Below are 13,061 nucleotides of genomic sequence, written 5' to 3'. Positions count from 1 at the left end.
GGCGGCGCTTCGGCCACGATTGCATTGACCTCTGGAAATGTATCTCAACCAGCTTCATAAACAAAGCGTCTTGAACGCTATCAGATTTTGAAAAAGGAACATGTATGCCGCGTCGCGTCACTCTAACCGATCGGCAGAAAGACGCGCTGTTGCGCTTGCCGACTTCACAGACGGATTTGCTCAAGCACTATACGCTGAGTGATGAAGACCTTGGGCATATCAGGCTGCGTCGGCGCGCTCACAACAGGTTCGGCTTCGCCCTGCAATTGTGTGTCCTGCGCTATCCCGGCCGGGTGCTGGCTCCAGGCGAACTGATCCCTGCAGAGGTCATCGAATTTATCGGAGCGCAGCTTGGCCTGGGTGCCGACGATCTCGTAGACTATGCTGCCCGCGAGGAAACACGGCACGAGCATCTTGCCGAGTTACGGGGGCTCTACGGCTTCCGCACCTTCTCCGGACGTGGTGCGAGCGAGCTGAAGGAATGGTTGTTCCGAGAAGCCGAGATGGCGGTGTCGAACGAGGATATCGCCCGTCGCTTCGTAGCCGAGTGCCGACGCACCCGCACTGTCCTTCCCGCGACATCCACGATCGAGCGGCTTTGTGCCGCGGCTCTCGTCGATGCCGAGCGACGCATCGAGACGAGGATCGCCAGTCGGCTGCCTATGTCGATCCGAGAACAGTTGCTGGCATTGCTCGAGGAGACGGCTGATGATCGGGTGACCCGTTTTGTGTGGCTGCGCCAGTTCGAGCCTGGCTCGAACTCTTCGTCGGCCAACCGGCTGCTCGACCGGCTCGAATATCTGCAACGCATCGATCTCCCCGAGGATCTGCTTGCCGGCGTTCCTGCCCATCGGGTGACTCGTCTGCGCAGGCAGGGTGAACGGTATTATGCCGACGGCATGCGCGATCTCCCGGAGGACAGGCGGCTTGCGATCTTGGCTGTTTGCGTCTCGGAATGGCAGGCGATGTTGGCCGACGCAGTGGTCGAAACCCACGACCGGATCGTCGGCCGTCTCTACCGTGCTTCGGAGCGTATTTGCCATGCAAAGGTCGCAGACGAAGCGGGGGTGGTGCGTGACACCCTGAAATCCTTCGCCGAGATCGGGGGCGCCCTGGTCGATGCACAGGATGATGGCCAGCCGCTGGGCGATGTCATCGCGAGTGGGTCAGGGTGGGACGGCTTAAAAACCCTTGTTGCAATGGCAACCAGGCTGACCGCCACCATGGCCGACGATCCGCTCAATCATGTGCTCGACGGTTATCACCGCTTCCGCCGATACGCTCCACGCATGTTGCGCCTGCTCGATCTGCGAGCTGCGCCCGTTGCACTGCCGCTTCTGGAAGCGGTGACGGCCCTTCGTACCGGTTTGAACGATGCCGCGATGACCAGCTTCTTGCGGCCCAGCTCGAAATGGCATCGCCACCTTCGGGCCCAGAGGGCTGGCGACGCTCGCCTATGGGAGATCGCGGTGCTGTTCCATCTGCGCGATGCGTTCCGCTCCGGAGATGTCTGGCTTACTAGGTCCCGGCGCTATGGCGATCTGAAACACGCACTCGTTCCGGCACAATCCATCGCGGAAGGCGGTCGTCTCGCTGTGCCATTGCGGCCGGAGGAATGGCTGGCAGACCGGCAAGCTCGCCTCGACATGCGGTTGCGCGAGCTTGGCCGTGCCGCTCGCGCAGGCACGATCCCGGGCGGGTCGATTGAAAACGGCGTTCTGCATATCGAGAAACTCGAAGCCGCCGCGCCGACAGGCGCCGAAGATCTGGTGCTCGATCTCTACAAGCAGATCCCGCCCACGCGCATCACCGATCTCCTGCTGGAGGTGGATGCGGCGACCGGCTTCACCGAAGCGTTCACCCATCTGCGCACAGGAGCACCCTGCGCTGACCGGATCGGGCTAATGAACGTTATCTTGGCGGAAGGGATCAACCTCGGCTTGCGCAAAATGGCGGATGCGACAAACACCCACACCTTCTGGGAATTGATCCGCATTGGACGGTGGCATGTCGAGGGCGAAGCCTATGACCGGGCGCTGGCCATGGTGGTCGAGGCACAGGCAGCGTTACCCATGGCCCGGTTCTGGGGCATGGGCACGTCGGCTTCGAGCGACGGACAGTTCTTCGTCGCTACAGAGCAAGGTGAGGCCATGAACCTGGTCAACGCGAAATATGGCAATACCCCGGGCCTGAAAGCCTATAGCCACGTCTCCGACCAATATGCGCCGTTCGCAACCCAGGTGATTCCTGCAACGGCAAGCGAAGCGCCTTACATCCTCGATGGCCTGCTGATGAACGATGCTGGACGCCATATCCGCGAGCAGTTCACCGACACGGGCGGCTTCACCGATCACGTCTTTGCCGCATGTGCCATTCTCGGCTACCGGTTCGCTCCGCGCATCCGCGACCTGCCATCCAAACGGCTCTACGCGTTCAATCCGTCGGCCGCCCCGGCGCACCTGCGAGCGTTGATCGGCGGAAAGGTCAACCAAGCCATGATCGAGCGCAATTGGCCCGACATCCTGCGCATCGCCGCCACCATTGCTGCCGGGACCGTCGCGCCAAGCCAGATTCTGCGGAAACTCGCCTCCTATCCGCGGCAGAACGAGCTCGCGACAGCCCTGCGGGAAGTCGGTCGCGTCGAGCGCACCCTGTTCATGATCGACTGGATTCTGGATGCCGAACTCCAACGGCGTGCCCAGATCGGGCTCAACAAAGGCGAAGCTCATCATGCGCTGAAGCGGGCAATCAGCTTCCACCGCCGCGGTGAAATCCGCGACCGTTCCGCCGAAGGCCAGCATTACCGCATCGCCGGCATGAATCTGCTCGCCGCCATCATCATCTTCTGGAACACCATGAAGCTCGGCGAGGTCGTTGCAAACCAGAAACGCGATGGAAAGCTGCTATCGCCCGATCTCTTGGCCCATGTTTCGCCGCTCGGATGGGAACACATCAATCTCACCGGAGAATATCGCTGGCCAAAGCCTTAGCGTAGGATTCCGCCCCCTCCCGCAAACGACCCCAGGTATATCGTCGATAATGGAATGGATAACATCGAGGTCCTCTGACAGCCACGGCTTTCCAGTACGGGGAAACACCAGGTCCGGTTCGCGCGGTTTCTTTACCTTCTCGTTTTTGGCGATCTGTCTGGCTTCTTTCTCCGCAGAAATGAGTCGTAGTCGCTCCTTAAGCCCGCCCAATGTGGCAACCGTTTTAATTAAATTTTCTCGCTGTTCGCGAGTAATACTTTGCTCATCACAGATCAGGTCGTTCAGGGTATCGATGAGTGTATCCACCCGATTTTCTGTTAATTTCATTTCCAGTTCTCGCTTAAGGCTACAACTCAGCATTCTATTAGATATCTATCTGATTTCGCATCCCTGTTGATCTCATAAATGCAGCCCATAGTCTCGATCACTGAGCATGGAAGCCTGATGCTAAAATGATATACTTATGTAAGAACAAATCTTACATAATGAAACGGAGGGGTTATGGCCCGTACAATGACGGTGGACGTGGGTGATGAGCTGCGTGAATTTATCGATTCCCTGGTTAAGGCCGGTGATTACCGAACCCAGAGCGAGGTTATGCGAGACGCGCTGCGGCTGCTGCGCGAGAAGCAAGCTGAATCACGCCTTCAGGAACTGCGCGATCTGCTGGCCGAAGGCATCAGCAGCGGCGAGGCGAAACCATGGAACAAGGATGCATTCCTGAATAATGTCAGGGCTAGGATGGCAAATGAAAGAGATTGAGCTGACACCAAAAGCAGAAGAAGATCTGGAGGCTATCTGGGACTACAGCTTCAAACAGTTCGGGGTTGTTCAGGCGGATGCGTATATCGGCCGTATAGCAGCAGTGTTTGATGTGCTGGCCATGCATGACATCGGCACGCATCGCGCAGAGCTGGGGGAAGATATCTGCTCGCTGCCAGTGGAACAGCACATGATCTATTTTGTGCCATCACATTCGGTGGTTACGATCATTCGTATTCTCAGCCAGTCTCAGGATACGGCGCGGCATGAACCCTGGAGATGATCGGCGCGCAATCAATTAATTTGTTATGTTTCAATAGCTTAGTTCGTGTAATCTATCTTATGTTAAATTTAGTCCGTCGTTCATTTATTTTATACCCGACCGCAGACTACGATTAGTCATACACAGATATACTCTTTCATTTAGTTTAAAAAAAACGCTCCCTATCAGGAGCGTAAGCCAGTGACTTCGGCGTCAAATGAGGGTCTAACAAGTGGAGCTGCGGGTTAATTCTGGGTGATCTGACTACGATGCTTATCAGCCTGCTGCTGGTGAACAACGGAAGACTGACCATTATTCGCCTTCTCATGCACAGCTGCGGCCTTCTCATGCTCGCTCATTTCAGAAAATGACTTTGCTGTTTCGTTGGTAGCTCCTGGTTTAGCTTTCATCATTTTTTTATGCATTTCAGCCATGTCCTGGTGGGCAGCAGAATTGCTGTTTTGCATCATGTCATGGGACATTGCGGCCTGATCGTGACTGCTCATATCCATCATTGTCATGCTGTCTCCCTGAATTGCACTTTTTTCAGCAGATGACTGCATCTGGTGGGCAGGTGCCTGTGCATTATTTACCTGGTCATGCATGTTCATTGTCTCTGCAGCCATGGCAGATGAAGCGGCAGCCATAATGGCAACAAATGATACAAGGATCTTTTTCATGGTTGGGTCTCCGGTGTTTACATCCCCAAACAATCAACGGCTTATGACAGAGAAAGCATTTGATCTCAGGGCGGGTTATTCATCACTCCAGGAACCAGGTGATTGCGTTATCACCCTGCTCCTGATTTATGAATGATTATAAAAAACCGCATCTGTTTATCGCGTGACTGGATGATGACAATTTTGTCACCTTCCAGGTTTCTCCTGAATAACGGGGTTAATCCATTAACAGGCGCACTTTGAACACAATTTCCCGCCCCTGCTGTTCTGCTGACAGCTCGCCGCCGTGAGCATGAATGATTGACCTCGTTATTGATAACCCCAGCCCCGCGCCTTCCGTGTTGTGGACCCGTGATGAGTCTGCGCGATAGAACCGGTCAAACAAACGTTCAAGATTAGCGGGAACCGGGCCAGACATCGTATTCGTAATCATCACGTTCACACAGTCACTGTCATGCTCAAGGCGTATCGCTGTACAGGTGTTATCGGGAGAATACTTGATTGCATTCGAAAGCAGGTTACTGAAAGCACGCCGCAGCATGTCGCTGTCTCCGGCAATAACCCCTTCACCTTCAACCGTGATTGTCTTTCCTGTCTCGTCTGCAAGGGGCTCGAATAACTCACGTAATTCATTCAGTTCGGCGGCCAGATCCACATCATGTTTATCCAGCTGCAGCAGACCATGCTCTGAACGTGCCAGAAAAAGCATGTCACTGGTCATTCGTGACAACCTTTTCAGTTCTTCCAGGTTAGCGAATAAAATTTCGCGGTAATGCGAAACATCCCTTTCCTTAGCCAGTGCAAACTGCGTCTGCATCATCAGATTACTGACCGGTGTGCGCAGCTCATGCGCGATGTCAGACGAGAAATCTGACAGTTTCCGGAATGAACCCTCCAGGCGATCGAACATGTTATTGAATTCCTGCATGGTCTCTGAGATTTCCGGCGGAGCCAGATCGGGATTAAGACGCTGATCCAGGCTGTGCACGGTCATGGAGGAAGCCAGACTGGTCATTTCCCGTAACGGTTTCAGACCAATGCGTGTGGTCAGCCAGCCCAGAAAAACAGAAATAAAAACCAGACCGATATTGAACCAGAACAGCCAGGTACTGAGCTTATCCATAAACAGGGTGTGATACCCGGTATCCGTGGCAACCGTAACGATGAAATGTTTGCTTTTACCCTGTTCCGGCGTCACGGCAACCCGCCGCGAGATACTGCGGTATACGGTGTTATTTTCTTCCGTCTGGATCATATAGTCGAGAATATCCCCCGACTTATTTAGCAGGACCGCTGGAACAACAGAATTTTTGGCATACAGTTCCACCAGTTTTTCATTTTCCATATTTTTTATAGAAATGAATAAGCCATTGTGCCCCACCATCGCATCGTTTATTTTTTCTGATAATGACTTAATATCCGTTTTGTTCCTGAACGTCTCTGTTTTAAGAAACTCTTCGGTGAGCTGAAGTTTACCAGTCAGAAAATCGCGATCCTGATTATCGAAATAGCCATTAAGGGTGCTAATCAGGATAAAACTTGATAACCACCATACCGTAAGCATCACTGCAGAAAAAATCAGGCTCAGGCGTGTGGTCAGGGAAATTTTGAACCTCACTCTTCTCTGATCTCCAGGACATATCCGGCACCGCGAACGGTATGGATCAGTTTTGGTTCAAAGTCATCATCAATTTTACTTCTCAGACGTCTCACGGCGACATCAATCACATTCGTATCACTGTCAAAGTTCATATTCCAGACCAAGGACGAGATAAGACTCCTGGGTAACACTTCTCCGGTGCGTTGCAACAGCAACTCAAGCAGAACGTATTCTTTACCGGTGAGATGGATCTTCTTCCCCGAACGGATCACGGTTCGGCGCACCATATCAACGGTCATATCGGCGATGGTGCAAACCGTTGCGGACTGCGAGCGTGCCCGCCGCAGTAAGGTTCTTACACGTGCAACCAGCTCCGTAAAATCGAAGGGCTTAATCAGGTAGTCATCTGCACCAAGCTCCAGTCCTTTCACTTTGTCCCGCACGTTGTCTTTTGCGGTTAAAAACAGGACCGGTTCTTCGTGCCCGGACTTCCTCAGTGCGCTGATGATTTGCCACCCGTCGAGGAAAGGCAGCATCACGTCCAGTATTATCAAATCATACTGTCCCTTCGACGCGGCCCCAAGACCATCGCGGCCATTATTAAAGAGATCGGCCTGATAGCCTTCCTCAACCAGTCCCTGCTGCAGGTAACGACCTGTTTTTTGTTCGTCTTCAACGATTAAAATACGCTGCATGGTCAACTCGCTGATATGAAAGTAAAAATCTCACGCGTGAGCGTTGGTTGTCCCTTAGCTGACCTGAGACGGAGCAAGCATTCCGAGCCACGCTACGGCACCCAGAATGATAATCGCAACAACGAATTCTGTCAGGATGCTGTTTCGCATCAGGGCAACGCTGCGATCATAATTCCCTTCCCTGACCATAACTTCAAGCCGGGGACCCAGGTGAAACCGGTTTGCTGCAGCCAGAAGAAGCATCAGAACAAACAGAGCCGTCTTAGCAAGCAATATTCCCCCCCAGGAGCTGTTGAATAAGGGGGTTAAGTTACCTTCAGCAATATACAGATAGTTGACCATCGCACTCAGGATCAGGGCTACAACAATCACCGTACCTGCCGTGGCAAATTTTGCCAGGGAGTCAGATATCACAATGACGCTCTGTGCATTGTGCGCGTTTCTGCGCATCAGCAGGATAGCAAATGCAACCAGAGCACCTGTCCAGGCACCTGCAGCGCCGAGATGAGTCAGATCGCTCAGTAAATGGAGATAGTAATGCAGACCGTCATGCATGACGGCGTGTCCTCCCCAGGCAAGTGTAGCCAGCGCCACGCCCCCACTCATCGTCATCAGCAGGCAGGACAATAGTCTCTTGTTAGTGTAAAGGAACAAAGCACCGAGAGTGATAAACAGTGCACAGAGTCTGACAATCCAGCTAATACCTACATCAGTTTCTTCTATAACCATCTCGATAATATGGATGGATAATTCCCTGAGATCAGTTACTCCGCTCATGGCATTAGATACCAGGAGCATATTAATGCCAGTAAGAATGATGCCTGCAACAACAGCAAAGGTTATAAACGACCTGAAATTAGTCAGGTTATACGTTTCATGTCTGACACCACTTAATCCATATATCTGAAAAAATGGCAATCCAAATATTACCATCAAATCAAGATAAAGAAGAAAACGAATAACAATCATAATCAGGTCGTTCATAATATTACTTCACTGTAAAGGTGTAATTACCGGTAATAGGGTGCGTATCTGAAGAAACTGCGCGCCAGTCAACACGATAAGTGCCAGCGGGTAAAGGTTCTCGCGGAATAATGACCATCGATTTAGGGTCAGCGCCTGGTGCCACTTTTGCCGTGACCGGCATCGGAGAATGTGATGACATACCTTTCATACCCGTCATCGTTAATTTTGCACCTGAGAATTTCACGGTCAGATCTTCCGAGAAATTAAGCTGAATCTTATCCGGGGCCGCTACGGCCGAATCAGCCTGTGGCACAGAGCTTTTTAATTCCGGATGGGCCATAGCAGAAAAAGCGACGCCCATAACCAGGCCACCTGTAAGAATGGCTTTATGTAAAATCGACATATTATTTACCTGTTTAGTTTAGTGTTTTAAGTCAACGCATTAAAACCAGATTCTGGCTCCCGCCAGGAATACTACCTGATGGTCTTTCTCACCCTCTCTTTTCGCCATATCGGACGTTTTCCCGTAAAGCTGATTCCAGGAGACGCCTATATAGGGTGCAAACTCACGGCGTATTTCGTAGCGCAGCCGAAGGCCCAGCTCTGTGTCAGCTAATCCTCTGCCGCGCTCCCGCGATTCATCATCCTGACTGTAGAGATTTACCTCATAGGATGGCTGGAGTATGAGCCGGTTAGTCAGTAAAACGTCGTATTCTCCCCCCAGACGGAGGGCTGCTTTTCCGTCATTACTGACAAAAGCCGTAATTTCAGACTCAAAATTATAGAGCGCGAGCCCCTGAAAACCGACAGCAGCCCAGGTCTGGGCTGAAGCAGGTCTGAAATCCTGTCTTACACCCGCAACCAAATCCCACCAGGGGCCAACCGCATGCCCCCAGAGTAGCTGGGCTTCTGCCGTCTCCGTTTTCCCCCCGCTTCGTTCGCCTTCACTCTTTAGCCAGAGCCGGTCAGTGTCGCCTCCAATCCAGCTGTTAACACTCCAGCTGAAATTATTGGTGTTATCCGACCGTTGCCATTCCAGTTGATCCAGCAAGACCAGATAATTAATCGCACTGTCGTGAATCGCATGCCCCGGTAAATTGCCGAATGCAGCCTTCCGGTCGGCATCGGTAACAGGCGGAATTGGCGTTCTGCTCTCAGTTACAATGGGCTCCATTGACGTCATCTCAGTGAAATTCTCATCTACCGGCATCTGCATGGAAGACATGTCGTGCCCGGCATGAGGATCTGCAGAGACGGAGCCCGCCGCAATAGAAAACGGTGAGGTAAACAAACCAGCGACCAGAACAGTTATGGCCTTAAAACTTCTCTTCATTCGCATCATTCCTCCACCCGGACTTCACGAAACATTCCCATTTCCATGTGATAGAGCAAATGGCAGTGATACGCCCAGCGGCCAAGCGCATCTGCTGTCACTCTGTAACTGCGTTTTGTACCAGGGGGAATATCTATTGTGTGTTTACGAACCATGAAATTACCGTTTTCATCTTCCAGATCGCTCCACATACCATGCAGGTGAATGGGGTGAGTCATCATGGTATCGTTGACCAGAGTGATCCTGAGTCGCTCACCGTATTTCAGCAGCACCGGTGCGGCATCTGAAAACTTGATTCCGTTAAATGACCAGGCAAACTTTTCCATGTGACCGGTTAAATGCAGTTCTATGGTGCGGCCAGGTTCACGTCCGTCAGGATCCTCAAAGCGGCTTTTCAAATCCGCGTACGTGAGAACCTTTCTTCCGTTATTTCGAAGACCGATACCCGGATCGTTTAATTTCGGAGAGACGCTCATCGCCTGCATATCAACCAGTGGGTTACCCGTTTCTGACGCAGGATGACTTTGCATACCCGGCATTCCGGCCATCTGGGAATGATCCATACCAGTCATGCTGCTGTGATCCATGGGTGCGGAGGATGTCCCGCTATCCGCAAGCTCAGCACCGTCCATAGACATCATCTCTCCGCTGTTATTCATGCCCCCCATCTGGCTGTGGTCCATTCCTGCCATATCATGCCCCATTCCTCCCATACCCATATCTTCCATGGTCAACAGAGGACGTGGATCCAGGGCGGGAACGGCAGCACTTAACCCCTCTCTCGTGGCCAGTGTCCCCCGAGCGTAGCCGGTCCTGTCCATGGATTGTGCGAAGATGGTATAGGCCTCACCCTGAGGCTCCACAATGACATCATAGGTTTCGGCAACGGCAATCCTGAATTCGTCAACGGTAACCGGGTTTACATACTGGCCATCTGCAGCCACGACCGTCATTTTCAGCCCGGGGATGCGGATATCGAAATAGGTCATTGCCGAACCGTTGATAAACCGTAAGCGTATCTTTTCACCGGGACGGAACAGCCCGGTCCAGTTTTTCAGCGGGGCCTGACCGTTCATGAGATAGGTGTAGGTGTAGCCACTGACATCCGCGAGGTCAGTCGGATTCATTTTCATTTCAGCCCACATTTTCCGATCGGCAATAGTGGCTGACAGCCCCCTGGTATTCACGTCGCGGAAAAAAGAGCCAATGGTTGGTTTATTGAAATTGTAGTAATCCGACTGTTTTTTTAATTTTTTCAGAATACTGTGAGGATTTTCATCGGTCCAGTCAGACAACATGACCACGTGCTCACGATCGTAAGCAAACGGTTCCGGCTCCCTGGCATCGATGATAATGGCACCGTATACCCCCTCCTGTTCCTGCAGACCGGAATGGCTGTGGTACCAGTAAGTCCCGTTCTGCTTAACCTTAAAGGTGTAAACGTAGGTATCATCAGGCTCTATGCCCCTAAAACTCAGCCCCGGAACACCATCCATATTGGCTGGAAGAATAATGCCGTGCCAGTGAATGGACGTCTGTTCATTAAGACGGTTCTTGACCTTCAGGGTAATGGTGTCACCTTCTTTCCAGCGAAGAACGGGCCCCGGCAGGCCTCCATTGATTGTTTTGGCCTGACGCTCACTGCCAGTGATATTGACGGCCGTTTCACCAATGGTCAGGTCAAACTGAGTACCCTGCAGGGATGCGGCAACTGGCAGGCTCAGACTGGAACGCGCATTGAAACTCCATACGCCAAGACTTCCGGCTACGCCAGAGAGGGTTAATCCCTTCAGGAAAGTTCGTCGAGACGTTTTCAACAGCATGCGCGTTCCCTTATTTAAAGTATGGTTACTGACAAAGTTCGAGAACCGATTTAAATTAAATTTCTGGTTCATCCTCTTACAATGAAATGAAGCTAGCACACCTTAAGAAACAAATTCATTACAATCGTGTAATGTACGTAGCTGTATTACATTTACGTCATCTTCACCACAGGTTGATTATTTTTATATATGATCGTGATGACATCTTTTATGTACCTAAGAAGGTAATCACACATGAATATATTAATCACTACCACTGCGTTTACAGCTTTATTTTGTGGGGCAGTTTTTGCCAAGTCCAGTGATATTGCCCATGAAGCACATCGATTCGTGAACAATGCCTCAGCCGTCAGTCATGTTAATTCCTCGACGCATGAAAACTTGCCGGGCAGGATTAATAAAAAGAGCACGCCATCATTCTCTGAAATGAATGAACATGAAAGGGCCATTGTTGCGCATTCATTTATGAACAACAGCGCGTCCTATGCACATCAAAAAATGATTGAGGAACATAAAAAAATGCTGTCCGGGAGTGACGCAAATTCAGAGACATCATCTTCTTCTTTTAACGAACTGAATGCCGGAGAGAAAGCCGCCCTCGTGCATGAGCAGGTCAATAATGCCGCTGCGGAAGCTCATCAGACGCAGGCAAGAAAGCTTCGTGGGCTGGATTCGTCCAGGTAAAGGCAGGTGGGTTAGTGCTTAGCGTCAGGTGCGCAGCAGGGTTTCACTGACGGGTTACGTCGCAGGACATGAGCTTCATATTGCTCTGCCGTAACCTGTTTCAGACCCGTTAATCATCACCGCCGGGCTGGTCATACACTTCCCAGAGCTTCAGGAGCAAACGGGAAACAAGATATGTTACAAAAATGACGACCATCAACGGTGCTCCCGATTAACTGGCAGATGACACGCCTCCTGAAAACCCCTAGCATACGCCGCAGTGTTCATGCTAACGGCGAATTCCAGTAAATGTATTCTACCGATGTCGTAAAAGAAAATGCTTACCTTTCAGCCACCCGCTCGGGGCTGGAATCGAACGAGATCGCTATCCTTCAGCGCTCTTTGCCTTCCCGCTTTAATCTTCGGCATTTGAAAAAAAATGAATCATTAAAACTCGTACTGCAAAAGAAAGCGGGAAAATCACGTGTAGTGGCTTATAAATTTACGTCCGGCTCATTTAATTACACGGCGTATCGTATATCAGACAAAAAGTTCTATAATCTTTCCGATACTTCCGGGAAAGGCAGTCTCGATTATCCGTTACCAGCCACAGCAAGACTCAGTTCACCTTTCAATCCTGCAAGACTTAACCCGGTATCGGGAAAAGTGAGTCCCCATAATGGCATTGATTATTCCATGCCCATGAACACGAAAATAGTCAGCGTCATCGACGGAAAAATCACCCGGGCCGAATACAACAGTACCATGGGATATTTTGTTGAAGTTACGGGAAAAGCCGGTGTTAAAACTCGCTATCTCCACCTCAATAAAATACTCGTTACTAAAGGGGCCAGAGTTACCCGGGGAGGTGCTATTGCGTTATCCGGTAACAGCGGACGTTCATCCGGTCCTCATTTACATTACGAGCTGGTCATCAATAACAATCCTGTTAATTCACTGGCGTTCCGGGCATCGGCACCTGCTGATAACAAACTCGAACAGCATGCCTTTGCGCATGCCAGAGACTACGAACGATACCTGGACTGATAACGGGACCGCGACGCGGCCCCGTTTGCCGGATTAATTTTTTTTATCGTTTTCACTTCCGTGATGTTGGTGATCCCCATGCCCTCCGTGGCCGTGGAAAAGATGCATTAGCGGGCAGACCAGCAATAACAGATATGGCCAGTAACCTGCCACATGTGACCAGTGTTCTCGCAGGAGGGCAAATGCCGCGATCGCGGCGACAGCAATAAGCGCATAGGTGGTACTTTTCATACTGGACTC

Annotated in this window: 13 protein-coding genes; 5 read left to right on the top strand and 8 right to left on the bottom strand. The window is 51.4% G+C overall.

Annotation, left to right across the window (positions count from 1 at the left end):
• Positions 1-104 precede the first annotated feature (104 nt).
• The 3 genes from HCH49_RS20320 to HCH49_RS20310 all read left to right on the top strand — a co-directional run bounded on the left by HCH49_RS20320 (position 105) and on the right by HCH49_RS20310 (position 4,035).
• Entirely contained in the window at positions 105-2,990 is a 2,886-nt protein-coding gene (locus HCH49_RS20320) for a Tn3 family transposase (protein ID WP_001138082.1), read from the top strand.
• 501 nt (positions 2,991-3,491) lie between these two features.
• The gene (locus tag HCH49_RS20315) at positions 3,492-3,752 is read left to right on the top strand and encodes a type II toxin-antitoxin system ParD family antitoxin (protein WP_013087106.1); all 261 of its coding nucleotides are present in this window, start codon (positions 3,492-3,494) and stop codon (positions 3,750-3,752) included.
• Positions 3,739-4,035: a type II toxin-antitoxin system RelE/ParE family toxin gene (locus HCH49_RS20310; protein ID WP_045328473.1), complete on the top strand. Its 297-nt coding sequence runs from the start codon at positions 3,739-3,741 to the stop codon at positions 4,033-4,035. Before HCH49_RS20315 ends, HCH49_RS20310 begins: the two co-directional genes overlap by 14 nt.
• Before the next feature lie 224 nt (positions 4,036-4,259).
• Here HCH49_RS20310 and pcoE read toward each other — a convergent pair whose 3' ends face one another.
• From pcoE to pcoA, 7 genes are all read right to left on the bottom strand, one after another.
• Entirely contained in the window at positions 4,260-4,694 is a 435-nt protein-coding gene (gene pcoE / locus HCH49_RS20305; RefSeq protein ID WP_000723069.1) for a copper resistance system metallochaperone PcoE, read from the bottom strand.
• Between the two features lie 217 nt (positions 4,695-4,911).
• A complete protein-coding gene (gene pcoS / locus HCH49_RS20300) occupies positions 4,912-6,312 on the bottom strand; it encodes a copper resistance membrane spanning protein PcoS (RefSeq protein WP_032662233.1) in 1,401 nt (466 codons plus the stop codon).
• Entirely contained in the window at positions 6,309-6,989 is a 681-nt protein-coding gene (gene pcoR / locus HCH49_RS20295) for a copper response regulator transcription factor PcoR (protein WP_032662230.1), read from the bottom strand. The genes pcoS and pcoR overlap by 4 nt, the downstream gene beginning before the upstream one ends.
• A 54-nt stretch (positions 6,990-7,043) precedes the next feature.
• Positions 7,044-7,922 carry a copper resistance inner membrane protein PcoD gene (gene pcoD, locus HCH49_RS20290; RefSeq protein ID WP_306463840.1) on the bottom strand — a complete coding sequence of 293 codons (879 nt, stop codon included), beginning with the start codon at positions 7,920-7,922 and terminating at the stop codon, positions 7,044-7,046.
• 55 nt (positions 7,923-7,977) lie between these two features.
• Positions 7,978-8,358 (bottom strand): copper resistance system metallochaperone PcoC, encoded by a 381-nt coding sequence (pcoC, locus tag HCH49_RS20285; protein ID WP_126547848.1) that lies wholly within the window; start codon positions 8,356-8,358, stop codon positions 7,978-7,980.
• 39 nt (positions 8,359-8,397) lie between these two features.
• Entirely contained in the window at positions 8,398-9,288 is an 891-nt protein-coding gene (locus tag HCH49_RS20280) for a copper resistance protein B (protein ID WP_072199631.1), read from the bottom strand.
• Between the two features lie 5 nt (positions 9,289-9,293).
• A complete protein-coding gene (gene pcoA / locus HCH49_RS20275; RefSeq protein WP_221696919.1) occupies positions 9,294-11,111 on the bottom strand; it encodes a copper resistance system multicopper oxidase in 1,818 nt (605 codons plus the stop codon).
• Positions 11,112-11,345: 234 nt separating this feature from the next.
• Between pcoA and HCH49_RS20270 the strand changes: the two genes are divergently transcribed.
• On the top strand, positions 11,346-11,795 hold the full coding sequence (locus HCH49_RS20270) for a hypothetical protein (protein ID WP_032662214.1): 450 nt from the start codon (positions 11,346-11,348) through the stop codon (positions 11,793-11,795).
• 288 nt (positions 11,796-12,083) lie between these two features.
• Complete coding sequence (locus tag HCH49_RS20265) at positions 12,084-12,821, top strand: peptidoglycan DD-metalloendopeptidase family protein (RefSeq protein ID WP_000287499.1); 738 nt, start codon at positions 12,084-12,086, stop codon at positions 12,819-12,821.
• 33 nt (positions 12,822-12,854) lie between these two features.
• Here the strand turns inward: HCH49_RS20265 and HCH49_RS20260 are convergent, their stop codons facing one another.
• Positions 12,855-13,052: a DUF2933 domain-containing protein gene (locus tag HCH49_RS20260; RefSeq protein ID WP_000843494.1), complete on the bottom strand. Its 198-nt coding sequence runs from the start codon at positions 13,050-13,052 to the stop codon at positions 12,855-12,857.
• Between the last annotated feature and the right edge of the window lie 9 nt (positions 13,053-13,061).

This window comes from Enterobacter sp. Y17 (assembly GCF_019730495.1).
GTDB classification, from domain to species: domain Bacteria; phylum Pseudomonadota; class Gammaproteobacteria; order Enterobacterales; family Enterobacteriaceae; genus Enterobacter; species Enterobacter asburiae_B.
The sequence above is the reverse complement of the archived record's forward strand: the minus strand, read 5'-3'. Positions and strand labels throughout refer to the sequence as shown.

What these genes read in the sequence shown, in the direction of transcription:
- HCH49_RS20320 (WP_001138082.1), top strand. Translation starts at nt 105, where the DNA reads ATGCCGCGTCGCGTCACTCTAACCGATCGGCAGAAAGACGCGCTGTTG.
- HCH49_RS20315 (WP_013087106.1), top strand. Translation starts at nt 3,492, where the DNA reads ATGGCCCGTACAATGACGGTGGACGTGGGTGATGAGCTGCGTGAATTT.
- HCH49_RS20310 (WP_045328473.1), top strand. Translation starts at nt 3,739, where the DNA reads ATGAAAGAGATTGAGCTGACACCAAAAGCAGAAGAAGATCTGGAGGCT.
- pcoE (WP_000723069.1), bottom strand. Translation starts at nt 4,694, where the DNA reads ATGAAAAAGATCCTTGTATCATTTGTTGCCATTATGGCTGCCGCTTCA.
- pcoR (WP_032662230.1), bottom strand. Translation starts at nt 6,989, where the DNA reads ATGCAGCGTATTTTAATCGTTGAAGACGAACAAAAAACAGGTCGTTAC.
- pcoD (WP_306463840.1), bottom strand. Translation starts at nt 7,922, where the DNA reads ATGGTAATATTTGGATTGCCATTTTTTCAGATATATGGATTAAGTGGT.
- pcoC (WP_126547848.1), bottom strand. Translation starts at nt 8,358, where the DNA reads ATGTCGATTTTACATAAAGCCATTCTTACAGGTGGCCTGGTTATGGGC.
- HCH49_RS20280 (WP_072199631.1), bottom strand. Translation starts at nt 9,288, where the DNA reads ATGAAGAGAAGTTTTAAGGCCATAACTGTTCTGGTCGCTGGTTTGTTT.
- pcoA (WP_221696919.1), bottom strand. Translation starts at nt 11,111, where the DNA reads ATGCTGTTGAAAACGTCTCGACGAACTTTCCTGAAGGGATTAACCCTC.
- HCH49_RS20270 (WP_032662214.1), top strand. Translation starts at nt 11,346, where the DNA reads ATGAATATATTAATCACTACCACTGCGTTTACAGCTTTATTTTGTGGG.
- HCH49_RS20265 (WP_000287499.1), top strand. Translation starts at nt 12,084, where the DNA reads ATGTATTCTACCGATGTCGTAAAAGAAAATGCTTACCTTTCAGCCACC.
- HCH49_RS20260 (WP_000843494.1), bottom strand. Translation starts at nt 13,052, where the DNA reads ATGAAAAGTACCACCTATGCGCTTATTGCTGTCGCCGCGATCGCGGCA.